Genomic DNA, 24,124 nt, shown 5'->3' with positions numbered 1-24,124 from the left:
TCAGGCGCCGACGCGTACGCGTTCGGCGTCCATGTCGGCCAGCGGACGTACCTCGATGCTGCCGAAGCGCGACCACGGGAACTGCTGGGCGATGCGCATCGCCTCGGCGTGGTCGGGCGCGTTGATCAGGTTGAAGCCGGCCAGCAGTTCGTGGGTTTCGGCGAACGGGCCATCGGTGATGCGGGTCTGGCCCTGGCGCACGCGCAGCGTGCGCGCGCTGTCCACCGGTTCCAGCTTCTGGGCGAGCACCAGGGTACCCTCGGCCTGCAGGCGGTCGGCGTGGTGCAGGCAGTCATGCATCAGGCGGTCGTATTCGTCGCCGGGCAGGGCCTGCAACAGGCCCTCGTCGATATAGATCAGCAGAAGAAATTGCATGGCCGGACCAGGGTGGGCGGGGAAACCGCATGATGCCCCAGCCCGCGGTCATGGCGTGTTGCAGCGCCGCAGCGCGGCCCTGTTCAGCGACGAAAAAATAGTTCGTCGTGCGTGTCGATTTCCATCCCCTTGGCACGTTGTATCCAGTGAACGGCCCGGGTTCCGGGCTGGCACACAGGAGCACCCCGTGAAAGTCATGGTACTGGTCAAGGCAACCGCCGCCACCGAGGCCGGTCAATTGCCGACCGAGCAGGAAATCCGCGCGATGGGCGCGTACAACGAGCAGTTGGTCCAGGCCGGGATCATGCTGGCCGGCGAGGGCCTGCACCCGACCTCGCGCGCCCGCCGCGTGGCCTTCGGCAGCGAGCCGCCGCGGGTGATCGATGGGCCGTTCGCCGAAACCCGCGAGCTGGTCTGCGGGTTCTGGCTGTGGCAGGTGCGCTCGCTGGACGAGGCCACCGAATGGCTCAAGCGCGCACCCTTCGCTGCCGGGGATGTGGTCGAGCTGCGGCCGATCCTCAGTGCCGAGGATTTCGGCGCGGCCTTCACTCCCGAATTGCAGGCGCAGGAACAGCGTCTGCGCGACCAGATCGGCACCGCCGATTGATTCCCCCCGCACCCCTGGAGCATTCCCATGAAACTGATTCCGTTCCTCGGCTTCAACGGCAAGACCCATGAGGCCATGGCCTTCTACGCGCAGGTGCTCGGCGGCAAGGTCACCTCTGAAATGAAGTACCGCGACATGCCGCCCATGGAAAGCCAGGAGGGCTGTGGCGAGATGCCGCCGGAGACACTGGACCACGTCGCGCACAGCCAGCTGGAAGTGGGGTCCGCGATCCTGATGGCCGCCGATGGCCCGTCTTCCGACGGGCAGGGCAGTACCACGATCAACATCGATGTGGATTCGATCGAGGAGGCCGAGCGCGTGTTCAACGCGCTGGCCGACGGTGGCGAGATCAAGATGCCGATCACCGAAACCTTCTGGGCCCACCGTTGGGGCTTTCTCATCGACCGTTACGGCAAGCCGTGGATGGTCAACTGCATGAAGCAGCCCTGATCTGGGCCGGCGTGATGGCACCCCCCCGCGCGGCTTGTCCCCGCGCCGTACCGGTGGTTTGATCAGCCGCATGGACACGGCACTGACGCAACGACTGGAGACGATCTGGCGCATGGAGTCGCCAGTGTTGACCGCCCGCCTGACCCGCCTGCTCGGCGGCGATGTCGGCCGTGCCGAAGAGCTGGTCCAGGACACCTGGCTGGCCGCGCTGGAGCGCTGGCCCAGCCAGGGCGTGCCGGACAATCCCGGAGCGTGGCTGATGACCACTGCGCGCAACCGCGCCATCGATGTGCTGCGCCAGCACCAGCGCGTCGCCGGCCAGCACGCGCAGTTCGGCAGCGCGCTGGCGCCGCTGCCGTTGCCGGCGCCGGACGACAGCGATGCGCTGGAAGACGACATCGGCGATGACCTGCTGCGGCTGATGTTCGTTGCCTGTCATCCGGTCCTGGCCGCCGACGCGCGTGTCGCGCTGACGCTACGGCTGCTCGGCGGCCTGACCACCGATGAGATCGCACGCGCGTTCCTCGCGCCGGAGCCCACCATTGCCCAGCGCATCGTGCGCGCCAAGCGCACGCTGGCGCACAAGCAGGTGCCATTCGAAGTGCCGCGCCAGGCGGCGTTGCCGGAGCGCCTGGCCTCGGTGCTGGAGGTGGTCTACCTGATCTTCAACGAAGGCTATGCGGCCAGTGCCGGCGATGACTGGATGCGCCCGGCCCTGTGCGACGAAGCGCTGCGGCTGGGCCGCGTGCTCGCCAGTCGGTTGCCGACCTGGCCGCAGGTGCAGGGGTTGCTCGCCCTGATGGAACTGCAGGCCTCGCGCACCGCCGCCCGCACCGATGCCACCGGCACGCCGATCCTGCTGCCCGACCAGGACCGCACGCGCTGGGACTGGTTGCAGATCGCCCGTGGCCAGGCCGCCCTGCAGCAGGCGGTGGCACTCGGTGGCGGTGACGATCCCTATGCATTGCAGGCGGCCATCGCCGAGTGCCACGCACGCGCGCGCCGTGCCGACGACACCGACTGGGCGCGGATGACCGCGCTGTACGCACGGCTGGCACAGCGCCAGCCCTCGCCGGTGGTGGCGTTGAACCATGCGGTGGCGCTGTCGCGGGCCCAGGGCGCGGCGGCCGCGTGGCCGCTGGTCGATGCGCTCGGTGACGATGCGCGGCTGCGCGACTATGCGCCGCTGGCTGCGGTGCAGGGCGACCTGCTTGCCCAGCTGGGGCGGCACGCCGAAGCACGGGCGGCATTCCAGCGTGCGGCCGCGCTGACCGCCAATGCGCGTGAGAAGGCGATGCTGCTGGCCCGTGCGGCAGCCGTGTAGACCGGCACTGCACTGCGCGGCGGCTCTGGCCTACACTCGGGCGATTGTCGGTCAGTCATGAGGTGCAGCGTGAAGCGTGTGGTAATCAGCCTGTTGGCGTTGTCGGTGTCGTCGGCCTTGATGGCCGCCACCCCCAAATTCGATGGCGCGCGGATCTCCGCCGACGTCAAGGAACTGGCGTCGGACGCCTACGAAGGCCGCTCGCCGGCCACTGCCGGTGAAGAGAAGACCATCGCCTTCCTGAGCAAGCAGTTCGCAGCGGCGGGCCTGCAGCCGGGCGGCGACCTCAAGGACGGCAAGCGCCTGTGGACCCAGGCCGTGCCGCTGCTCAAGGGCGATATCGTCGGCACCCCGAGCCTGTCGTTGAGCAGCAAGGGCAAGCCGCAGACGCTGAGCCAGGGCAAGGAAATCGCTGTACGCGCCGCGATGAACGGGGCCAGCGCGGTGGACATCAAGAACGCGCCGCTGGTCTTCCTCGGCTACGGCGTCAAGGCCGCCGAGCGCAACTGGGACGATTTCAAGGGCGTGGACCTGAAGGGCAAGATCGCCGTCGTGCTGATCAACGATCCGGACTTCGAAAGCGGCCAGGGCGACTTCGACGGCAAGGGCATGACCTACTACGGCCGCTGGACCTACAAGTACGAAGAGGGCGCGCGCCAGGGGGCCCTCGGCGTGCTGATCGTGCACGAGACCGCGCCGGCCTCGTACGGCTGGGCCACCGTGGCCGGCTCCAACACCAACACCATGTTCGACGTGGTCCGCGACAACCCGGCCGAGGCGCATCCGCTGCTGGAAGGCTGGATCCAGCGCGATCTGGCGGTGGAGCTGTTCAAGCGTTCGGGCCTGGATTTCGAGGCGCTCAAGAAGCAGGCCCAGACCCGTGATTTCAAGCCGGTGGAGCTGAAGGGCGAGACCTTCTCGGCCAAGTACGCGGTCAAGACCGAGGTGATCACCTCGCACAACGTGGCCGCGCGCCTGGAAGGCAGCAAGCATCCCGACGAGACGGTGATCTACAGCGCCCACTGGGACCACATCGGCGTGGGCAAGCCGGACGCGAACGGTGACACCATCTTCAACGGCGCGCTGGACAACGCCAGCGGCACCGCCTCGCTGATCGAACTGGCCCGTGGCTTCGCCAAGGGCAAGCGCCCGGAGCGGTCGGTGCTGTTCCTGGCCGTGACCGCCGAGGAAAAGGGCCTGCTCGGCTCGGAGTACTACGCCACCCACCCGCTGTACCCGCTGGGCAAGACCGTTGCGCTGATCAACATGGACGGCATGGCGCCCTTCAGCCCCTCGCGTGACTTCGGGATCTACGGCTCGGCCAAGCTGGAACTGCTGGACCAGCTCAAGGACGTGGCCAAGGGCTGGGACATCCGCTACACGCCGGACCCGAAGCCGGAAGCCGGCCTGTTCTTCCGCTCCGATCACTTCCCGTTCGCCAAGCGTGGCGTGCCGGCAGTGTCGTACTCGGCGGGCCAGGATTGGGTGGAGGGGGGCGTGGCGGCCGGCAAGGCCGCTTCGGATGACTACACCGCCAAGCGCTATCACCAGCAGGGCGATGAGTGGCAGCCGGACTGGACCTTCGCCGGTGCCTCGCGCGATCTGGAAGTGCTGTACACGCTGGGCAACCAGCTGGCCAACTCGCGCGCCTGGCCGAACTGGAGCGAAGACTCCCAGTTCCGCGCCCCGCGTGACGCCAGCGCCGCCGAGCGGAATTAAGACGAGTCCGGCCGGCACGCCGGCCGGACCCCCCGCTGTAGAGCCACGCCATGCGTGGCTTCGCGGTCTCGAACCCAGACGTAGAGCCACGCCATGCGTGGCTTCGCGGTCTCGAACCCAGACGTAGAGCCACGCCATGCGTGGCTTCGCGGTCTCGAACCCAGACGTAGAGCCACGCCATGCGTGGCTTCGCGGTTCCGGAAGAAGGCCAGCCACCCATGGGGTGGCTCTACACCGCTTCGTCCCCCCAAACCCCGCCTTCGTCGCATGCCGCTTGTTCCCGCTGGCGGCAGGGCTATGCTCGCCTCACTCCCTATGTGATGACGCCGCCGTGTTCGCCAGCCTCTCCCTGATTTTCCGCATCCTGTTGGCCTGGGCCGCCGCCATCGTGGTGGCGGGGTTTGTCTGGAGTGGCTTCTTCCATGGCATGGACGAAGGCCCCGGCTGGGTGTTCGGCCTGCTGGCCCTGTTCGTGATGGTGACCGCCCTGGGCAGCTGCATCGCCCATATCCGGCGCGTGCAGCACGTCGCCGGGCGCCTGGACGCGGCCACCCTGTCCAGCCGCCAGCGCCGCCAGATCGAGGTGCCGATGGATGCCGGCCCGGCCTTTGCCCTGGTGGAAGCCGCCATCGCCGAGCTGCCACGCGTGGAAGACATCGAAAGTGCACCGGGCAGCCTGCAGGTGCGTGCCTACGTGCGCCGCGTGGATCCCTACAACGGCCGCCCGCCGTCCCGCTGGAACCTGCCTGCGCGGCTGGCGATCAAGCGCAACAGCGTGCTCGCCACCGTGACGCCGGGGCAGGGCACCAGCAGCGTGACCCTGCTGTTCGAGCCCGATGCCGGGGTCTGGGCCGATCTGCTCGCGGTCGACGAAGGCAGCAACCACGAGAACGCCGAAGCGGTCGGCCGTGCGATCACCCGCCGGGTGGCCGAGCAGCGCCGCGACGAGCAGGCCGCCGCCGAGCAGACCGCGACCGAGAAGGAACTGTCGGTGGCCAAGCTCAACCTGCTGCACGCCCAGGTCGAGCCGCACTTCCTCTACAACACGCTGGCCAACGCGCAGGTGCTGACCCGGACCGATCCGCCGCGCGCCGACCAGATGCTCGGGCACCTGATCCAGTACCTGCGCAGCTCGCTGCCCAGCGTGGAGGAATCGATGTCGACCCTGGGCGTGGAGCTGGAGCGCACCCAGGCCTACCTGGAAATCCTCAAGATCCGCATGGGCGCCCGGCTGGCCCTGCAGGTGGACGTGCCCCCGGCCCTGCTCAGCCTGCCGCTGCCCTCGATGGCGCTGCAGACCCTGGTCGAGAACGCGATCAAACACGGCCTGGAACCCAAACCCGGCGGCGGCACGGTGTGGATCATCGCGCGCGCCTTCGAGGACCATGTCACCCTCACCGTGGCCGACGACGGCCTCGGGTTCGGGCAGGGCACCAGTGGTACCGGGATCGGCCTGAAGAACCTGCGCGAACGCCTGCGCCTGACCTGCGGTGAGCACGCTGGCGTGGCGATCGTGTCCAATTTCCCCACCGGCGTGGCAGCGACGATCACCCTGCCGCGCGATGCCCGCGAGGCGATCCATGCAGCTTGACGCCCTCATTGCCGAAGACGAAGACCTGCTGCGCCAGTCGCTGGTGGCACAGCTGCAGCGGTTGTGGCCGGAACTGCGGCTGGTGGCGGAATGCGAGGACGGCGCCAGTGCGCTGGAGCGCCTGGCCGAGCTGAAGCCGGACCTGGCCCTGCTCGACATCCGCATGCCGGGCATCACCGGTATCGAGGTGGCCCGCGCGCTGCCGGAGATCAGCCCGCGCACCCAGGTGGTGTTCGTCACCGCCTACGACCAGTATGCGATCGACGCCTTCGAACAGGGCGCGATCGACTACCTGCTCAAGCCGGTCAGCGATGAGCGCCTGCTGGCCACGCGCGAGCGGATCCTGGCCCGCATGCAGCTGGGCCGCCCGGACAGCGGCATGCTCGAGCAGCTGCTGCAGCGCCTCGGCAATCAGCCCGCCGCCGCCTCAAGCGCGCCGCCTTTGGCCTGGATCACCGCCAGCAACGGCCGCGACACGCAGCTGATCATGCTCGAAGATGTGATCTACTTCCGTGCGGACAGCAAATACACCACCGTGGTCACCGAGCAGGGCGAAAGCCTGCTGCGCACCTCGCTGCGTGAACTGCTGGATGCGCTCGATCCGCAACGGTTCCGCCAGATCCACCGCTCCACCATCGTGAACATGAAGGCGGTCGCCGCAGTCACACGCGACGACACCGGCCGCGGCCAGCTGCGCTTGAAGCATCGCACTGAAGTGCTCAACGTCAGCCAGCCCTTCATGAGCCTGTTCCGCGGGATGTAACGCGCCTTTCCTTTCGTCTGGAGCCTGCCATGCGTACCGCCGTTGTCGCCAGTCTCTGCGTGTTGATGCTGGCGGCCTGCCAGCAATCGAACGACACCTCCGTCACCCGCATCCGCGCCAACGGCGTGGATACGCTGTACAGCAAAACCACGGTCGACAACGGCGTGGCCAACTTCGACTGCATCGCCAGCAGCAGCGGCCGCTGCCATTACCTGGTGCTGGATGCGCGCTGCACGAAGGACACAGACTGCCCCTATCCGCCGCTGCACCGGTTGGCGGTGGCGGTGGGCAAGACGGAGCAGATGGCCGGGCTCCCGGCCGGCTTCAAGCACTGCGTCAGCGCCGTCCAGAAAGAACAATGCCACCGTGAGTGATCACGGTGGCATCGTGGCTCCCCCCGCTTTTCAGTAGGGTCAGAACGCGGGCTGCAGATGCAGGTTGGTGCCGTTGGGCTGCTCGCCGACATGATTGAGCTGGCCCACCAGTTCGGTGTGCTGCTTCATCCGGCCGATCTCGCGCATGATGCGGATGTCCTCGTGGCGCAGCTCGCGCTTGGCGCTCACCGCCTGCTTGTAATCCAGGACTTCCGGATAGTGCTGGGCCATGTCCAGCGCCTCGGCCACGCATTCCACCGTATCGGCATCGGAGGTGATCCGGGCGCGGCTGTTGAAGGCCTTCATCCAGCGCTCGAAGCCGGCGGTGTGATCGAACATGTTGGCCATGAACCAGATCACGAACAGGATCGACACCCATGAACCGAACACGATCACCACGCGGGTGAAGGTGATATGGAAGTCATCCTTCCACAGGTAGTTGCTGATCAGGCCGAGGATGAGCAGGGAGGACGCCTGCCAGCCCACGATCGAGGCCATCAGCCACTGGCCCTTGGCTTTGGCCAGTACCGCGACTTCTTCGCGGATCTGCTGTTCACTCTTGTTACGCCAATGCGCGACCTGTTTTTCGAACGGGCTGCTGTACAGCTCGTTGTCCTGCAACAGCAGACCCAAACCTTTGAACAAAGCGATCATGACGAGCTCCTTCTGGAACGTGCGGCAGCGCATTGGACGACGTTGTGGCGTATCCAGTTCTAGCACTTTCACGGCGCTTGGCAATGGGCAAAGCGCAAAGATCCGGCGCCATTTCTGCCTGAATGGGCAAACCCGCAGTGGATTTGCGCACTGCGGCACGTAAATCGCCGGGTAAATACGGCTTGGACGGCGGCTCCCATGCTGCATCTGCACAATGCGCAGGCCCTGTCGGGCACCCGCCTCGCCAGCCCCACCGGTATCACGCAGAATTGACGCATCCGCGCGAAATGCCGGTCCGCTCGCCCTCGGTACTGCTGATGTCCTCCCTGCTGCGTTCGCTTGCCCGCCCTGCAACCGCCCCCATACGCCGCTGGGTGCTGGGCGCCTTCCCCCGCGGCCAGAGCGGGATCGACTACGACCACCCGCTGGGCGACCCCGGCTGGTTCGGCCCCGACAGCATCACCTGGCGGGTGCATGCCGAGTTTCCCGGCATGCTCGCCGGCGGCCTGTGCGCCCTGATGCTGCAGACCCTGCATCCGCTGGCCCTGGCCGGCGTGTACGACCACTCCAACTTCCGCGATGACCTGGTCGGCCGCCTGCGCCGCACCACCGCGTTCGTCGCTGGAACGACCTACGCACCCACCGCGGAAGTCGAGGCGTTGATCGCCAAGGTGACCCGCATCCATGCCCAGGTGCGCGGTCATACCGCCGATGGCCGCGCGTATTCCGCCGACGATCCCGCGCTGCTCACCTGGGTGCACGTCACTGAAGCGTACGGTTTCCTGCAGGGCTGCCGACGCTATTGCCGCGACGTGCCTACGGCGGTCGCCGACCAGTACTACCGTGAGTACAAGCGCGTGGCCGAGGCGCTTGGCGCTGTAGACGTTCCGGCGTCGGAAGCGGAGGTGGACGCTTACTTCGCGCGCCAGCAATCGCAGCTGGTGTTCGATGCGCGCTCGCGCGAGGTGCTGGCGGTGCTGTCAGGCATCCGCCTGCCGGTGCCGATGGCGGGTCTCTCGCGCGAGCTGTTCCTCGGTGCCGGTGCAGCGCTGCTGCCGGACTGGGCGACCGCGATGATCCAGCGCACGCCGATGCAGCGTGCGCAGTCGCGGGCGTCGGCGGTGATGCTCAAAGGCATGGCGCCGTTGTTCCGGCGTGCGCTGCAGGACGGGCTGGCGACGCGGGCGTGCACGCGGATGGGTGTGTCGGCTGGGGTGCTTGCTGATTGGCCTTGAAGCGGCAAGTGCCCTGTGCCCGCTGGTTGGGTCGGGCACGCACAGGCTTCCGCGACCCGCTGCTCTGCAGCGAAAAAAAACGGGCGCCGAAGCGCCCGTTCTCTCATCTCAGCAACGTGCGGTGACGCACATCACCACACCTTGACCCGCTTCTCCGGCGCCAGGTACAGCTTCTGGCCTTCCTTCACCTCGAAGGCCGGATACCACGCATCCAGATTGCGCACCGTCAACGCACGGAACTGACCCGGCGCATGCACATTGGTCAACAGCGAATTGCGCAGCGCCTGCTCACGCGCCTTGCTCCGCCATGCCTGCGCAAAGCCCAGGAAGAACCGCTGATCCGGCGTGAAGCCTTCCAGCGTCTGGCCCGGCTTGCCCTGCAGCGACAACTGATACGCATCGTAGGCCGTCGAAAGACCTGCCACGTCCGCAATGTTCTCGCCCAGCGTCAGACGACCATTCACCGATACCCCCAGGAACGGGCTGTAGCTGCTGAACTGCGCCGCCAGTGCATCGCCGGCCGCGTTGAACTTCTTCAGATCTTCGGGCGTCCACCAGTTCTGCAGCTTGCCCGTCTCATCGAACAGCGCACCGGCGTTGTCGAAACCGTGGCTGATCTCATGGCCGATCACCGCACCGATCGCGCCGTAGTTCACCGCATCATCGGCCGCGCCGTCGAAGAACGGCGGCTGCAGGATCGCGGCCGGGAACACCAGGCGGTTTTCCAGCGGCACGTTCATCGCATTGATGGTCTGCGGCAGCATCGCCCACTCGCTGTGATCCACCGGCTTGCCCAGCTTGGCGATGTTGCGGCGGTACTCGAACAGCTCGGCACGCTCGGCATTGCCCAGCGCGTCATCACGCTTGATCTCAAGACCGGTGTAGTCGCGCCACTTGTCCGGGTAGCCCATGCCCACGGTCAGGCCATCCACCTTGGCCTTGGCACGCGCCTTGGTCTGCGGCGACATCCACTCCAGCGCATCGATGCGCTTGGCGAACGCAGCGATGATGTTCTTGGCCATCGCGTCCGCGCGCGCCTTGGTGGCCGGATCGAAATGACGTTCGACGTACAGCTTGCCGATCGCTTCGCCGACGGCATGGTTGCTGTCATCCACCGCACGCTTCCAGCGCTCGCTCTGCTGCGGGGTGCCGTTGAGCGTGGTGCCGTGGAAGGCGAAGCGCGCATCGGCGAACGACTTGGGCAGGTACGGCGCGGCGCGGTCCAGCGCATGGAAGGCCAGGTAGTCCTTCCAGACCTCCAGCGGCTCGGTGGCGACCAGGCGCGAGATGCCCGCGACGGCCTTGGGCTGCCACACGATGAAGTCCTGCTGGGCGTCCAGCCCGGCCGAGGCCAGGAACGCGTTCCAGTCCATGCCCGGTGCCTTGGCGCTCAGGTCGGCCTGCTTCCAGGCATTGGCGCCCTTGGCGACGTCGTTGGTGTCTTCCTGGGTGGCGTGGGCCTGGGCGATCCTGGTCTCCAGCGCGAGGATGCGCTGCGCCTTGGCGGCCGGATCGGCGACGCCGGCCAGCTGCAGGACCTGGGCGATGTAGGCCTGGTACTGCTTGCGGATCTCGGCCATGCGGCCGCCCTGCAGGTAGAAGTCGCGGTCCGGCAGGCCCAGGCCGCCCTGCACCAGGTACGGCGCGGTGCGGTCCGGCTGCAGCAGATCCACCGAGACCCACACGCCGAACAGGCGGTCGGTGTAGAAGTTGGTGGCGTTGAGCAGGTCCACGTCGGCGCGCAGCGTGCCGCCGAGCGCGGTGGCCAGCGCGGCCTTGTCGCTGATCCCGGCGATGGCGTCCAGTTCCGGTTTGACGGGGGCGACGCCGCGCGACTCGATGCCGCTCTCGTCCATGAAGGCGGCGTAGTAATCGCCGATCAGCTTGGCCTCGCCCTCGGCCTTGGTGTCGGCCGCGGCGCCTTCGAGGATCGCGCGGGTGTCGGCCAGGGTCTTTTCGGAGATGACGTTGAAGCTACCGTAGCTGGAGCGGTCGGCCGGGATCTCGGTGTTCTTGACCCAGGTGCCGTTGGCGAAGCCGAAGAAGTCATCGCCGGCGGCGACGCTGCGGTCCATGCCGGCGGCGTCGAAGCCGAAGCTGCCCAGCTGCGGCTTGGGGGCGGCCGGCTCGGCCGGGGTGGTCTCGGGGGCGGACGCGGCCGGTGCAGTGGCCTCGCGGTCGCAGGCGGCCAGGCTCAGCGACAGGCTGGCGGCAATGGCGAGCATCAGGGTGGGGCGGCGCAGCTTGGACATTGAGCTTCTCAGCAACGGAAACACCCAAGTCTAATCCCGTACCGGGCGCGCGGTTATGCCGGCTTCGGCGGCATCGGGTACCGGGTATGCCGGTCTTCCGGGTTCACCGATGTGAACCCCGGCCGCGGTGCTTCCCGTGCCGTACGCGCTGGTGCATGCTGGGGCCCGCACGGATTCTGCGGGCGCCGGCTGGCGCCCGTGTGACGAGCTAGGCGTCAAGAATCCCGGGCAGCGGCCGCTCAGGTTTGGGGAAACCAGGAAGCGTTTACAGATGAAGTCAGCCTGTCGTTCGGGAAAAGGGTTGCGATGCCCGCGTTGAACCGTGCCCTGGCACGGCCACTGCGGACGTTCGTGTGGCTCGGGGTATCCCTGGGCGTGCTGCTGGGCGCCGGGCTGGTGGCGACGCTGCTCAATGACTGCCAGCGCCGGCAGGAAGCCGCGCAGCGCCAGAGCTCGGCGCTGGCCACCGGCGCCCAGCGCCTGCTGCGGCTGGAACTGCGCAACCTGGAGCGGGTGATGCAGGGCATCTCCCGCGATGGCGCGCTGCTCTTCCAGCGGGTGCCGGCGCAGGCACCGGACCTGCTCGATGCCAGCATCGCCGGGGCCCTGCAGCGGCATGCCGAACTGCACAGCATCGTGGTGGTCGACCAGTACGGGCGGGCCCTGACCAGTGGCAGCGGCGACCTGCAACTACCGCTGTGGGCGGTGGATGGCAATCGCGGCCTGGGCAGCCAGATTTTCCTCGGGCCGCCGCAGGCGCTGGATGCCACGCACTGGATCCTGCCGCTGGCGTTGCCGATGGGCGGTGACCGCTGGCTGTTGGCACGGCTGCGCACGGCGGAACTGCAGGCCATCATCGGCGGCATGGATACCGGCGATGCCGGGGTGGTCTCCATCACCGACCCGCATGGCTACGTGCTGGCGCGCAGCCCGGATCCCGGCGCCGTGGCGGGGCGTCGCTTCGGGCTGGCCAAACGCGAGCTTCTGCGCCGCGACGCACTGACCCCGCTGGGCACCGAGACCAGTGCCGTGGATGGCATCGAGCGCATTTCCAGCCTGAGCACGCTGGCCCAGTACCCGCTGGCGGTCTACGCCGGCCTGGGCCGGCGCGATGTGCTGGCGGCCTGGTGGCCGTATGTGCAGGCCTCGATCGGGGTCTACCTGCTGTACTGGGCGCTGTTTGCCGCGGTGTATGTCAGCCTGCGCCGCGCCACCCGTGACCAGGACAGCCTGAGCGAGGAACTGCGCACCGGCCATGCCGAGCTGCGCATGGCCCACCAGGTCGGCAAGGTGTGTACCTGGTATGTGGACGAGGATGCCTGCCTGCTGCGCTGGTCGCCGCTGGCCCGTGAGATTTTCGGCATCGACATCGAGAGCCTGCCCGTCGCGGATTTCTTCGCGCGCGTGCACCACGACGACACCGCGCGCATGCAGCAGGCCTTCGATGCCGCCTTTGCCGGCAGCGGCGTGCTCGATGAAATGTTCCGCCTGGTGCTGCCGGGTGGCGCGACCCGCTGGGTCGCCGCGCGCGGCCAGCGCGTGGCGGTGGTGGACCGCGAGCGCCGCATGATCGGTGCGTTGACCGATGTCAGCGAGCGGGTCGATGCGCTGGCCCGCGTGCAGCAAGCCGAGCGTCAGTTCCGGCTGCTGTTTGACCGCAATCCGGCGCCGTTCTGGGTGTTCGATCCGGACACGCTGCGCTTTCTGGAGGTCAACGAAGCGGCGGTGCGCCAGTATGGCTACAGCCGCGATGAATTCCTGTCGATGAGCATCCTCGACATCCGCCCGCGCGAAGGCTGGGAAGAGATCCGCGGGGCGATCGCGCAGGCCCGCATCGGCGATGTGCAGGACGCGCAGGTGCGCCTGCACCAGCGCAAGGACGGCAGCGTCTTCGAGGTGCGTGCGCATCTGGCGCGGTTGGATTTCGATGGCCGCCAGGCCTGTCTGGTGCTGGCCGAGGACGTCAGCGAGCGTTTGGCTTATGAGCGCGACCTGGCCTACCACGCCACCCACAACCCGGCGACCGGCCTGCTCAATACGCGTGCACTCGCCGCGCAGCTGGACGAGGAGGGCGGGGCGTACACGATCGCGTACGTGCAGTTCCGCGGCCTGCAGCTGGTGTCGGACACGCTGGGCCGCGAAGTCGGCGACGTGGTGCTGCAGGCGATGGCCAAGCGCCTGGGCGGGCTCGGCGTGCGCTACGGCCTGCTTGCCTTCCAGCCGGCCGAGGATTTCATCTTCGCCATCCGCGACGACCATCAGCGCCAGACCGCGCTGGATACGCTGATGCAGACCGTCTCCGAACCGGTGCGCGGGCAGGATTGGCTGCACCAGTTCGAGCCGCGCATCGGCGTCGCCGTGAAGTTCGACGGCGATGCCAGCACGGCCGAGCAGGTCATCGGCATGGCCGCGCAGGCCGCGCATGCGGCGCGCGACGAAGGCAATGTCATCGCGTGGTACGACACCACCGTGAGTTCCCGTTTTGCCGAGCGGCTGCGCCTGGCCGGGCGCATCCACAGTGCGATCGATACCGAGTTCGAGCTGTACTACCAGCCGATCTGCCACGCCGGCGACAGCAGCCCGGCCGCGTTGGAAGCCCTGCTGCGCTGGCCGCAGGCGGATGGCAGCTTCATTCCCCCGGGCGAGTTCATCCAGCTGTGCGAAGACACCGGGCTGATTCTCGCCCTGGGCCGCTGGGTGATCCGCGCCGCGGCGCAGGCGCAGCGGCAGCTGGTCGACGCGGGCTGGGACCTGCCGATCGCGGTGAATGTCTCGGCGGTGCAGTTCTTCAACAGTGACCTGGTGGCCGAGTTCACCCGCGCCAGCCACGAATTCGGGCTGGCCCGCGGTGCGCTGCAGGTCGAGCTGACCGAAAGCAGCCTGATGCGCAAGCCGGGCCAGGCCAAACAGACCATGCAGCGCCTGCACGAGCAGGGCATCTGCATCTCGCTGGATGATTTCGGCACCGGCTATTCCAACATGTCCTACCTGCAGCACCTGCCACTGGACATCCTGAAGATCGACCGCAGCTTCGTGGCCGACGTGGAAACCAACCCGCGCAACGCCTCGATCTGCCGCGCCCTGTTGTCACTGGGGCACAGCATGGGCCTGACCATCATCGCCGAGGGCGTGGAAACGCCCGGCCAGCTGCAGTGGCTGGCCGCCCATGGCTGCGACCAGGTGCAGGGCTATCTGCTCGGCCGGCCGATGCCGCTGGCACGGCTCATCGGGCAACTGGAATCGGTGGAGGCATAGCGCCGGGTGGTGTCTGGTGGCGGGTGCCGCGCGGCATCACGCCAGGGCGTCCACCAGGTAGTCGATGAAACTGCGCACCTTCGGGGCCAGGTGGCTGCGGCTGGTGTACACCGCATGGATGCCCACGCCCGGCACCTGCCACTCGGGCAGCACGCGCTCCAGCCGCCCATCGGCCAGCGCCTCGGCGACCAGGAAATCCGGCTGCACGATGATGCCCATGCCGGCGATCGCGGCCTCGCGCAGCACATCGCCGTTGTTGGCGCGGACACCGCCATGCACCGGCACCGAGACCTCCCCACGTGGTCCCTGCAGTTGCCATGCATCGCCACCGGCCCAGTAGCTGTAGCTCAGGCACTCGTGCGCGGACAGGTCTTCCGGCTGCTGCGGGCGCCCGTGCGCGTCCAGGTACGACGGCGCTGCGCATAGGCTGATCTGCGCTTCGCCCAGCTTGCGCGCGATCAGGGCCGGGCTGGGCTGGCGGGTGATGCGGATGGCCACGTCATAGCCTTCTTCGACCATGTCCACCAGACGGTCGGACAGCGACAGGTCCAGTTCCACCTGCGGGTAGCGCGCGCGATACCCGGCCAGCAGCGGGCCCAGGCGGGCGATCCCATAGCTGACCGGTGCGTTGATCCGCAGCCGCCCCGAGGGCTCCAGCGCCTGCGCACTGATGCCGGCTTCCAGCGCATCGAACTCGGCCAGCAGCCGCACGGACTCGGCGTAATAGGCCGCGCCCGTGCTCGTGGGGCTCACGCGGCGGGTCGTACGGTTGAGCAGCCGGGTCGAGAGGCGCTTTTCCAGCGCCGCGATCTGCCGGGTCACCCCGGCGGTGGACAGGTCCAGGGCCTGCGCGGCGGCACTGAAGCCATTGCGCTCGACCACGGCGACAAACACACGCATGGCGTCCAGAGTGTCCATTGTTTCTTTTTCCGAAATAAACAGCGTCGATGCATCGTATTTATTGGCCGATCTGTCCGCAATACGCTGATCTGCAGATCGACCCGTTGGGTCCTGCCATTGGAGTCCGTGATGTCCCGCTTGCCGTCCCTCTATATCTCCCATGGCTCGCCGATGACCGCACTCCATCCCGGTCTGGTGGGCGAGCGCCTGGCCGCGCTGGCGGCGCGCCTGCCGCGCCCGCGCGCGATCGTGATGGCCTCGGCGCACTGGCTGACGCACCAGCCGGCGGTCGGCGGCCACGCCCAGCCGCCCACCCTTCACGATTTCGGCGGTTTCCCGCAGGCACTGTTCGACCTGCAGTATCCGGCCCCGGGCGAGCCCGCGCTGGCGCAGGAGGTCGCGCAGCGGCTGGGCGCTGCCGGTCTGCCGACCGCGATCGATCCACAGCGCGGTCTCGATCACGGTGCATGGGTGCCGCTGCGGTTCCTGTATCCGCAGGCGGACATCCCGGTCGTGCCGCTGGCGATCCAGCCACTGCTCGGGCCGGCTCACCAGTTCGCGCTGGGGCGCGCGCTGGCGCCGCTGCGCGAGCAGGGTGTGCTGTTGATCGGCTCGGGCAGCATCACCCACAACCTGCACGATTGGCGCAGCTACGCGGATGGCAAGGAGGCCCCTTATGTGCGGCCCTTCATCGAATGGGTCGAGCAGCGCCTGGCCGCCGATGACAGCGCCGCGTTGATCGATTACCGCCGCCAGGCCCCGCACGCGGTGCAGGCGCACCCCAGCGACGAGCACCTGCAGCCGCTGCACTTTGCGATGGGCGCCGCCGGTGGCGAAGCGCTCGGTGCGCAGCGCATCGATGCCGGGATCGATGCAGGCTTCCTGGCGATGGACATCTATCGCTTCGATGGCGCCGACGCGCAGCAGCGCGCCGCATGAGGGGCCGGCTGTCCGCCGACTGAGCCTGCCGCGCCCCGCGCATTCGCGTGGCGGCGCACGTGTGGTACGTTTTTTCCTGTTTCCGGCGCCGGCTGTCCGCAGCCTCCCCCGCGCTGCTTACTGGAAAATGCATGCATACCATTGAAGTCGTTCTGGCGATGCTGGTGGCGGTGGTCGCCAGCGGCTACCTGGTCCGCGTATTGCCGTTGTCGCTGCCGTTGCCGCTGGTGCAGATCGGGCTGGGCGCGGTCATTGCCGGGGTGTTCAACCGCGGCCACGCGCTCGAGCCGGAGATGTTCTTCCTGCTGTTCCTGCCGCCGCTGCTGTTCCTGGATGGCTGGCGCATCCCCAAGCAGGGCCTGTTCCGCGACAAGGGCGTAATCCTGGAACTGGCCTTCGGGCTGGTCGTGTTCACCGTGATCGGCGCCGGCTTCCTGATCCACTGGATGATCCCGGTGATGCCGCTGGCGGTGGCCTTCGCGCTGGCGGCGATCATCTCCCCGACCGACCCGGTGGCGGTCAGCTCGATCGCCTCGCGCGCGCCGATTCCCAAGCGGCTGATGCACATCCTGGAAGGCGAGTCGCTGCTCAACGATGCGTCCGGCCTGGTCTGTTTCCGCTTCGCAGTGGCGGCGGTGATGACCGGGACCTTCTCGCTGGCGAACGCCTCGCTGACCTTCCTGTGGGTGGCAGTGGCCGGACTGGCGATCGGCGTGGCGGTGACGCTGGGCGTGTCCACCTTCCAGCGCTGGCTGTGGCGGCGCTTCGGCGAGGAGCCGGGTGCGGCGCTGCTGGTCAACCTGCTGATTCCGTTCGCGGCCTACCTGCTGGCCGAAGAACTCAATGCGTCGGGCATCCTCTCGGCGGTCGCCGCGGGTGTCACGATGAGCTACGTGGAGCTTACCGGCCGCGTCTCGGGCAGCATGCGCGTGCAGCGCACGGCGGTCTGGAACATGCTGCAGTTCAGCTTCAACGGGATCATGTTCGTGTTGCTGGGCGAGCAGTTGCCGGGCATCGTGGAACGCGCGATCAAGACCGTCAGCGAGAGCGGGCACCACAGTGCGTGGTGGCTGCTGGTCTATGTGGTGGTGATCAACCTGGCGCTGGTGCTGCTGCGCCTGGCCTGGGTGTGGCTGTCGCTGCGCTGGAGCCTGCTGCGTGCGCGCCATCGGGGCGAGGCCCGGCAGGGCACCTCCTGGCGGATCGTGGTGGCGACCTCGGTGGCGGGCGTGCGCGGTGCGATCACCCTGGCCGGCGTGCTGACCCTGCCGTTGTTCCTGCCCGACGGCAGTGCCTTCCCGGCACGTGACCTGGTGATCTTCCTGGCCGCGGCGGTGATCCTGATCTCGCTGGTCGGTGCCAGCATCGCGCTGCCGCGCCTGCTCAAAGGCCTGGAATTGCCGGCCGATTCGGGCGAGCGCAAGGAAGAGGACCTGGCCCGCAAGCTGGCCGCCAAGGCGGCGCTGGCCGGCGTGGAGCGCACGCGCCAGCAGCTGGTGCAGAACCAGACCACCGAGAACGTGCAGCTCTACAACGACGCCGCCTCGCGGGTCAGCCTGCTGTACCAGCGCAACCTGGAGAAGGAAGCCGGGCCGGATGCGGATCCGGAGAAGGTCAAGCGCATGGAGCAGGGCTATCGCCAGCTGCGTACCGCGGGGCTGACCGCTGAGCGTGAAGAACTGTTCCGCCTGACCCGGCGGGGCAAGATCTCCGATGAGATCTCGCGCAGGCTGATCCGCAATCTGGACCTGCTGGAGACGCGGCAACGCGATTGAGGCCTCACCGTGCCACGGGTAGAGCCACCCCATGGGTGGCTGCCCTTCGTCCCTGACGCGAGGGTTCCAGTGGGTCCGCGCAGCCACCCGTGGGGTGGCTCTACCCCGCCACACGTGGATCAGGCGTCTCCGGCAGACGTGGGATCAGGCGTCCGGCTTCTGATCCAGGAAGTAGGCCACCACGGTGCCCTTGACCTTGATCGTCATCGGGTTGCCGCGGCGGTCGCGGGCCTTGCCGGCCTGCACGCGGATCCAGCCTTCGCTGACCGAATATTCTTCAACGTTGTCGCGCTCGACGTCGTTGAAGCGGATGCCTACGCCGCGCTCCAGCGCAGCGGCATCGTGGAAGGGGCTGGCCGGGTTGATCGCCAGGTGATCGGGAGGGGTATCGCTCATGGTCACAGGATGCTGACGACCACCAAGGCCGTCTTCTGCCGCACAGGATAAACCGCAGCGGGCCCCACGCCGAATTTCGCTTCCTGCCAACGCCCTTGCACGGCAGAATGCGCCCCTGTCTCCAGGATTACCGGCCATGCCCGACAACAGCGATTATTTCGACTTCGAAGAAGAAGAGCGCGATTTCGACGAGGACGATTTCGAGGCGCGGATCTGGAATCTGTTCGTGCTGATCAACCCGGGCGATGAAGAACTGGCGCTGCAGCAGTTCAACCGCTGGCGCGAAGCGCTGCTGGAAAGCGGCGAGGGCATCGATGAGGACGCCGACTGGCTGCCGCCGATGATGGCCGCGATTGCCTGGCAGTCCGGGTTCGAGGTGGAGCGGGGCGATGCCGATGCGCTGATGTCGGCGGTGAACGAGCTGTCCGCGCGCTGGAACCTGCAGATCGACTGGGGCGGCGACCTGGACGATGAAGACTTCGCGGCGGAGGTGGATGCGCCGATGTTGATGACCACCGCCCACGACCGCCTGCGCGAGCACAACTACGCGCTGTGGAGCGTGGATACCGGCAATGACACGCTGGCCGGCTGGATGGCGCTCAACCGCGATGACGATGCGATGCTGGCGCTGTGCTCGCTGCTGGGCGTGGAAGTACGGCCGGGCAGCGATCCGTTCTGAGGGCGCGATTGCGGCCTGCGCATGCCGACCCACGGTCGGCAGCTACGCCTGATACTGGCTTCTTGCGTTGGCGATCACGGCTTTGACCCGTTCGCGGTCCGTATGCCGTGAGATGGCCTGTGCGCCCAGGGCGATCGCCTGCAGGCGCAGTGGGGCGGGCACGTCGTAGTGCGCGCCGCTGCGGCGGTTCTGGAACGCCCGCCGTGGAATCCCGAGCTGCGCCGCCATGGCGTGCAGCTCGGGCAGGGTGTCGGCCATCAGATGCGCCCAGCGCTCGCCGCGCCAGGGATGTACCGCATCGTCGATATAGACCGTCACCGGATCGCCGTGGCTCAGGCCTGCGGCTTGTCGTCGCTGGCGGCCGGGGCGGCGTCGGCGGCGGCATCGGTGCCGGCCTCGTCTGCCACCTTGGCGTCGTCGCCGGCGTCGGCAGCGGTTTCGGCGTCTTCGCCTTCCTCGCCTTCCACACCTTCAAACTCGGAGACCAGCTGAGCCAGGTATTCGTCGGCAGTCTTGCCTTCGTCGGCGGCCAGGTCGTCGATCAGCTGCTGCAGCTGGGTCGAGTACTCCAGGTTGACCTTGCGGCCTTCCTTTTCCTGGACGTTGGACAGGTGCTTGAGCATGGCCAGCATCGGCACCGGGTTGTCGGCGTTGCCCATGGTCTGGCCGCCGATGGCCAGCAGCCACTCGGTGCCCTGCAGGCCGATCGCAGCGACGACCTGGCCCTCTTCGTTGGTCAGCACGGCATGGTTCTGCACCGGCTGCTGGGCGTTGAGGCGGTTGATCGGGCGCTTGGGCTGCTGCTTCTTGCGCTTGTCGCGCTTGGCCTTGGACTGCTTGGACATGGGTGCGGTCTATCTACAAAAGGAAAGACCCATTGTAGTGCCGGCCGCTGGCCGGCTCCACGGATTCCTCACAGGCGTTCGTCAGCACCGGCCGCTGGCCGGCTCCACGGATTCCCTGAATTCCCTCTGCTGCCGCCTTCGTCGCGTCCCTTACGGCGCGACAGCCGGCGCGAGCGTTGCCTGGATATCGGCGTCGGCAGCGGTGGGCGACAGCGCCACTTCCTGCCCGGCGCCGGCCAAGGCCGCCGCTTCGGCCGCCTTGGTCATCACCACGATGCTGATCCGGCGGTTGATGGGGTTGTCCGGCTGCGTGCGGTCGAACAGCACCGAGGAGGACAGCCCGACCACCCGGGTCACCTTGTCCTCGGTCATGCCGCCATCAAGCAGCGCCCGCCGGGCGGCATTGGCGCGGTCGGCGCTGAGCTCCCAGTTGCTGTAGCCGTGGGCCGCGTTGTAGGCGGTGGTGTCGGTATGGCCGGTGATGCTGATCCGGTTCGGCACGTGGTTGATGAACTGCGACAGCTCGCGAAGGATCGCGCGCGTGTAGGGCTTGAGCGAGGCGCTGCCCATGTCGAACATCGGCCGGTTCTGCTTGTCCACGATCTGGATGCGCAGGCCTTCCGGGGTGAGGTCGAGCAGCAGCTGATCCTTGAACGGTTCCAGCGCCTGGCTCTTGCTGATCGCTTCTTCCAACTCCTGCTTGAGCGCTTCGAGCTGGCGTTTCTCGCGCTCGCGCTCGTCCTGCTGCGGCACGGGCCGGGAGGCCTGCTGGTTCTGGAAGGGATCGTTGCTGTTGCCGCGCGAGATGTCGGTGGCGCCGCCCAGCTTGATCATCGAGGTGCTGGCGCCGCCCGGTCCGGCCATGCCCGGGGCCGGGGTGGAGCTGCTGCCGGCCAGCGGGCTGGGGTTGCGGAAGTATTCGGAGATCGCCGCGCGCTCGGGCTTGCTGGTGGCGGCCATCAGCCACAGCACCAGGAAGAAGGCCATCATCGCGGTCACGAAGTCGGCGTAGGCCACTTTCCAGGCACCGCCATGGTGCGCGGCATGACCGGCCTTCTTGACCCGGCGGACGATGACGGTGGGTTTGGTCTCGGCCATGGCGCTGCCTTACTTGACCGTCTTGAGGTGCTGTTCGAACTCGCTGAAGCCCGGGCGCACGTTGGACGGCAGGGTCTTGCGGGCGAATTCCAGGGCGATCTTCGGGTTGTAGCCGCGCAGGCAGGCCAGCAGGGCGGTCTTGACCGATTCGTAGATGCGTGCGTCCTGTTCGGCGCGCGCTTCCACGGCCGAGGCCAGCGGGCCGACGAAGCCATAGGCCAGCAGGATGCCCAGGAAGGTGCCGACCAGCGCGCCGGCGACGTGTGCGCCGACTTCCGTGATTTCCCCGCCGATCGAGCCCATGGTGATCACGATGCCCAGCACCGCGGCGACGATGCCGAAGCCGGGCAGGCCGTCGGCGACCTTGTTGAGCACCGCGGCCGGCTGCATCGCCTCGCCATGGTGCTTCTCCAGTTCCAGCTCCAGCAGCGGCTCCAGCTCGTGCGGCTCGATGTTGCTGCCGATCATCAGGCGCAGGCAGTCGGTGATGAAATCGACCAGGTGGTGGTCGGCTTGCACCTTGGGGTAGTTGGCGAAGATGCTGCTTTCGGCCGGGCGCTCGACGTGGTCCTCCAGCGCCATGAATCCTTCGCGGCGGGCCTTGTTGAGCAGCTCATAGAGCAGGCTGAGGACGTCGATGTAGTCCTGCTGCTTGTAGCGTGGCCCCTTGAACACGCCCACGGTGGCCGCCAGGGTCTGCTTCACGGTTTTGACCGGCGTGCCGACCAGGAACGCACCCAGCGCCGCACCGCCGATGATCACCAGTTCGTAGGGCTGCCACAGCGCGCCGAGTTTGCCGTGCGCCCCGACGTAACCGCCGAGCACGCTGAGGATGACGACGAGAAGTCCAACGATGATGAGCATGGGGCCGACGCGGGAAGGGGATACCTCCATGTCGGCCCCTTCACACCCTTTCTGAAGGGGGGCGTTCGCTCGACGTCACACTTTCCCGGATTCAGCCTGCCGGGCCAGCCTCGGCACCACCGCGTTGCAGCGGGTCCGGATAGGCCTGCCCATTGGGGGTGAACGACAACGAGACCGAGTTCAGGCAGTGGCGTTCATGGGTCGGCGGCGGGCCATCGGGGAAGACATGGCCGAGATGGCTGTCACACCGCGCACAGACGATTTCGGTGCGGACCATGCCATGGCTGGCATCGCGGATCTCGCGGACATGGGCCGGATCGAAGGGGGCAAAGAAGCTCGGCCAGCCGGTGCCGGAGTCGAACTTGGTGCTGGAGCGGAACAGCGGCAGGCCGCACAACCGGCAGCCGTAGACCCCGTCCTGCTTGTTGTCCAGGAACACCCCGCAGAACGGCGCCTCGGTGCCGTGGTGCAGGAGGACACGCTGCTCATCGGCGCTGAGGCCGGCCACCAGGGCTTGGCGCTGGGCGTCGGTAGGTGGGGACAGGTCAAAAGCCGTCATAAAGGTTCCCTATTGGTATGGCAGTTAGATTGGGCTTTTGCCTCTCAAGGTACAAGCCGGCGTTCATGGTGCTGATACCCGTGCAGGTGCATGGTGAAGACCTGAACCGCCGCCGGGAGATCACCATGTACCGCCCACGCCGCCTTGCCGCTGCCCTGCTGGCGTTGCTCCCGTTGGGCGCGGTCGCGCAGATCGGGCCGCCACCCAGCCCCACCGCGACCCGCCCGGTCGTGGCCCCGCCGCCGACCCCCGCGCCCCTGCCGATCCCCGTGCAGCCGGCCCCGGCCGACAGCCTGTCCGGGCAGATGGCGCCGGTGAAATCGTCCTCGCAGACCCAACAGCAGCTGCGCACGCACCCGATCCAGAGCCAAGGCCCATCGCAGCCGGCGCCGATGCGGGGGCCGGCCGTGCAGAGCAAGGTCTACGACCGAAACGGCCGGATCATTCCGGGGGTCAAGCAGGTGGGCCCCAACCGCGTGCTCGATACCCGCACGGGGCGTTACTACGACGCAGTGCCCAGTGGCGATGGCCAGCAGATAAAACCGTGAGGGCTGCGGCGCTGGGCCGCGGCGAATGAATGGTTTACATCGGGCTGCCCGCAGTCATCGCCGTCAACGCACCACCTCACTGTTTTTTCGCCTGTGATTAACCGGATCGGCGGGACCCTGTACCCGCGCCGCAACCCAGCGCATTCCCCGAGGTTTTTCGAGAAGAGTGCAATCATGGCTAACCAGCAGAACCGCAGTCCCGGCAAATCGCCGCAGGAGCAGCAGGGCAGTCAGCAGCAGAACAAGAAGCCCGGCCAGCAGAACCAGCAGCAGTGGGACCAGCAGAATCAGAAGGGCGGCAAGCAGCAGGACCAGAAGCACCAGGACCAGAAGCAGCAGCGCTGATGCGCTTGACGCAATGAACGAAGGCGGTGCGCGCACGCGCGCCGCCTTTCTGCGTTATCGGCCCGGCATCAATCCGGGATCGGCAGGGTCAGGGTTTCCTTGACCTCTTCCATCACGATGTAGCTCTTGGATTCACGCACGTGCGGCAAGGTCAGCAACGTGCTGCCGAGCAGCTTGCGGTAAGAGGCCATCTCACTGATGCGTGCCTTGAGCAGATAGTCGAAATCGCCCGACACCAGGTGGCACTCCAGCACGTTGGGCAGCTTCAGCGCCGCGCGCCGGAACTCCTCGAAGATATCGCCGGATTTGTAGGCCAGGCTGATCTCTACGAATACCAGCAGGCTGGCCTTGAGGTAATGCGGATCCAGCTTGGCGTAATAGCCGGTGATCGCGCCGTCGCGCTCCAGCCGCCGCACGCGCTCGGTGCAGGGCGTGGTCGACAGCCCGACCCGCTCACCCAGTTCGGTGAAGGAAATGCGACCCTCGGCCTGCAGGATGCGCAGGATCTTGCGGTCGATCTTGTCCAGTTCACGGGCACGCGTGGCCATCGGCGTCAGCCTCTCGAGGATGTTGGCGG

At 67.5% G+C, this 24,124-nt stretch carries 25 protein-coding genes; 14 read left to right on the top strand and 11 right to left on the bottom strand.

Annotation, left to right across the window (positions count from 1 at the left end; all coding sequences use genetic code 11):
• Positions 1-375: a YciI family protein gene (locus POS15_RS15745; protein ID WP_019185729.1), complete on the bottom strand. Its 375-nt coding sequence runs from the start codon at positions 373-375 to the stop codon at positions 1-3.
• Positions 376-562: 187 nt separating this feature from the next.
• Between POS15_RS15745 and POS15_RS15740 the strand changes: the two genes are divergently transcribed.
• The 7 genes from POS15_RS15740 (at position 563) to POS15_RS15710 (ending at position 7,203) form a co-directional block, all read left to right on the top strand.
• Complete coding sequence (locus POS15_RS15740; RefSeq protein ID WP_019185730.1) at positions 563-982, top strand: YciI family protein; 420 nt, start codon at positions 563-565, stop codon at positions 980-982.
• A 27-nt stretch (positions 983-1,009) separates the two neighbouring features.
• A complete protein-coding gene (locus POS15_RS15735; protein ID WP_261997621.1) occupies positions 1,010-1,432 on the top strand; it encodes a VOC family protein in 423 nt (140 codons plus the stop codon).
• 70 nt (positions 1,433-1,502) lie between these two features.
• The gene (locus POS15_RS15730) at positions 1,503-2,756 is read left to right on the top strand and encodes a sigma-70 family RNA polymerase sigma factor (protein ID WP_284128448.1); all 1,254 of its coding nucleotides are present in this window, start codon (positions 1,503-1,505) and stop codon (positions 2,754-2,756) included.
• A gap of 69 nt (positions 2,757-2,825) precedes the next feature.
• A complete protein-coding gene (locus POS15_RS15725) occupies positions 2,826-4,475 on the top strand; it encodes a M28 family metallopeptidase (RefSeq protein ID WP_284128447.1) in 1,650 nt (549 codons plus the stop codon).
• Between the two features lie 331 nt (positions 4,476-4,806).
• Positions 4,807-6,066, top strand: coding sequence for a histidine kinase (locus POS15_RS15720; RefSeq protein WP_046272900.1), 1,260 nt, complete (start codon positions 4,807-4,809; stop codon positions 6,064-6,066).
• Positions 6,056-6,829 carry a LytTR family DNA-binding domain-containing protein gene (locus POS15_RS15715; protein WP_019185736.1) on the top strand — a complete coding sequence of 258 codons (774 nt, stop codon included), beginning with the start codon at positions 6,056-6,058 and terminating at the stop codon, positions 6,827-6,829. Before POS15_RS15720 ends, POS15_RS15715 begins: the two co-directional genes overlap by 11 nt.
• A 29-nt stretch (positions 6,830-6,858) precedes the next feature.
• A complete protein-coding gene (locus POS15_RS15710; RefSeq protein ID WP_019185737.1) occupies positions 6,859-7,203 on the top strand; it encodes a hypothetical protein in 345 nt (114 codons plus the stop codon).
• Between the two features lie 39 nt (positions 7,204-7,242).
• Here the strand turns inward: POS15_RS15710 and POS15_RS15705 are convergent, their stop codons facing one another.
• Positions 7,243-7,857 (bottom strand): hypothetical protein, encoded by a 615-nt coding sequence (locus POS15_RS15705; RefSeq protein WP_026070179.1) that lies wholly within the window; start codon positions 7,855-7,857, stop codon positions 7,243-7,245.
• Between the two features lie 317 nt (positions 7,858-8,174).
• Here POS15_RS15705 and POS15_RS15700 point away from each other — a divergent pair, with 317 nt between their 5' ends.
• Positions 8,175-9,092, top strand: coding sequence for an oxygenase MpaB family protein (locus tag POS15_RS15700; RefSeq protein WP_026070180.1), 918 nt, complete (start codon positions 8,175-8,177; stop codon positions 9,090-9,092).
• A gap of 131 nt (positions 9,093-9,223) precedes the next feature.
• On the opposite strand, the gene POS15_RS15695 is transcribed toward POS15_RS15700, so the two are convergent.
• Positions 9,224-11,344, bottom strand: coding sequence for a M13 family metallopeptidase (locus tag POS15_RS15695; protein ID WP_284128446.1), 2,121 nt, complete (start codon positions 11,342-11,344; stop codon positions 9,224-9,226).
• Between the two features lie 306 nt (positions 11,345-11,650).
• Here POS15_RS15695 and POS15_RS15690 point away from each other — a divergent pair, with 306 nt between their 5' ends.
• On the top strand, positions 11,651-14,599 hold the full coding sequence (locus POS15_RS15690) for an EAL domain-containing protein (protein WP_284128445.1): 2,949 nt from the start codon (positions 11,651-11,653) through the stop codon (positions 14,597-14,599).
• A 36-nt stretch (positions 14,600-14,635) separates the two neighbouring features.
• Here the strand turns inward: POS15_RS15690 and POS15_RS15685 are convergent, their stop codons facing one another.
• Positions 14,636-15,517, bottom strand: coding sequence for a LysR family transcriptional regulator (locus POS15_RS15685; RefSeq protein WP_284128444.1), 882 nt, complete (start codon positions 15,515-15,517; stop codon positions 14,636-14,638).
• 111 nt (positions 15,518-15,628) lie between these two features.
• On the opposite strand from POS15_RS15685, the gene POS15_RS15680 reads away from it, so the two are divergent.
• A complete protein-coding gene (locus POS15_RS15680) occupies positions 15,629-16,438 on the top strand; it encodes a class III extradiol ring-cleavage dioxygenase (RefSeq protein WP_046272905.1) in 810 nt (269 codons plus the stop codon).
• Between the two features lie 131 nt (positions 16,439-16,569).
• The gene (locus tag POS15_RS15675) at positions 16,570-18,213 is read left to right on the top strand and encodes a Na+/H+ antiporter (protein WP_070426533.1); all 1,644 of its coding nucleotides are present in this window, start codon (positions 16,570-16,572) and stop codon (positions 18,211-18,213) included.
• A gap of 144 nt (positions 18,214-18,357) precedes the next feature.
• Here the strand turns inward: POS15_RS15675 and POS15_RS15670 are convergent, their stop codons facing one another.
• The gene (locus tag POS15_RS15670; RefSeq protein WP_019185745.1) at positions 18,358-18,609 is read right to left on the bottom strand and encodes a DUF3297 family protein; all 252 of its coding nucleotides are present in this window, start codon (positions 18,607-18,609) and stop codon (positions 18,358-18,360) included.
• A gap of 136 nt (positions 18,610-18,745) precedes the next feature.
• On the opposite strand from POS15_RS15670, the gene POS15_RS15665 reads away from it, so the two are divergent.
• Positions 18,746-19,288: a hypothetical protein gene (locus tag POS15_RS15665; protein WP_019185746.1), complete on the top strand. Its 543-nt coding sequence runs from the start codon at positions 18,746-18,748 to the stop codon at positions 19,286-19,288.
• Positions 19,289-19,330: 42 nt separating this feature from the next.
• Here POS15_RS15665 and POS15_RS15660 read toward each other — a convergent pair whose 3' ends face one another.
• The 5 genes from POS15_RS15660 to msrB form a co-directional block, all read right to left on the bottom strand.
• Positions 19,331-19,606 carry a DUF4031 domain-containing protein gene (locus POS15_RS15660; RefSeq protein ID WP_019185747.1) on the bottom strand — a complete coding sequence of 92 codons (276 nt, stop codon included), beginning with the start codon at positions 19,604-19,606 and terminating at the stop codon, positions 19,331-19,333.
• A 14-nt stretch (positions 19,607-19,620) separates the two neighbouring features.
• Positions 19,621-20,133, bottom strand: coding sequence for a hypothetical protein (locus tag POS15_RS15655; protein ID WP_019185748.1), 513 nt, complete (start codon positions 20,131-20,133; stop codon positions 19,621-19,623).
• Between the two features lie 150 nt (positions 20,134-20,283).
• Positions 20,284-21,231 carry a flagellar motor protein MotB gene (gene motB / locus POS15_RS15650; protein WP_046272907.1) on the bottom strand — a complete coding sequence of 316 codons (948 nt, stop codon included), beginning with the start codon at positions 21,229-21,231 and terminating at the stop codon, positions 20,284-20,286.
• A gap of 9 nt (positions 21,232-21,240) precedes the next feature.
• The gene (gene motA, locus POS15_RS15645; RefSeq protein ID WP_019185750.1) at positions 21,241-22,095 is read right to left on the bottom strand and encodes a flagellar motor stator protein MotA; all 855 of its coding nucleotides are present in this window, start codon (positions 22,093-22,095) and stop codon (positions 21,241-21,243) included.
• A gap of 91 nt (positions 22,096-22,186) precedes the next feature.
• Positions 22,187-22,654, bottom strand: a complete 468-nt coding sequence (msrB, locus tag POS15_RS15640; protein ID WP_019185751.1) for a peptide-methionine (R)-S-oxide reductase MsrB — start codon at positions 22,652-22,654, stop codon at positions 22,187-22,189.
• Between the two features lie 65 nt (positions 22,655-22,719).
• Here msrB and POS15_RS15635 point away from each other — a divergent pair, with 65 nt between their 5' ends.
• Together POS15_RS15635 and POS15_RS15630 are read left to right on the top strand one after the other, a co-directional pair.
• Positions 22,720-23,202: a classical arabinogalactan protein 4 gene (locus POS15_RS15635; protein WP_284128443.1), complete on the top strand. Its 483-nt coding sequence runs from the start codon at positions 22,720-22,722 to the stop codon at positions 23,200-23,202.
• Between the two features lie 174 nt (positions 23,203-23,376).
• On the top strand, positions 23,377-23,547 hold the full coding sequence (locus POS15_RS15630) for a lana protein (RefSeq protein ID WP_284128442.1): 171 nt from the start codon (positions 23,377-23,379) through the stop codon (positions 23,545-23,547).
• 68 nt (positions 23,548-23,615) lie between these two features.
• Here the strand turns inward: POS15_RS15630 and POS15_RS15625 are convergent, their stop codons facing one another.
• Complete coding sequence (locus POS15_RS15625) at positions 23,616-24,095, bottom strand: Lrp/AsnC ligand binding domain-containing protein (RefSeq protein WP_046272909.1); 480 nt, start codon at positions 24,093-24,095, stop codon at positions 23,616-23,618.
• Between the last annotated feature and the right edge of the window lie 29 nt (positions 24,096-24,124).

Origin of the sequence: Stenotrophomonas sp. BIO128-Bstrain (assembly GCF_030128875.1) — a bacterium.
In the GTDB taxonomy this organism is placed as follows: Bacteria; Pseudomonadota; Gammaproteobacteria; order Xanthomonadales; family Xanthomonadaceae; genus Stenotrophomonas; species Stenotrophomonas bentonitica_A.
Note: the sequence above shows the minus strand (reverse complement) of the source record. Positions and strands in the feature narration are given on the sequence as shown.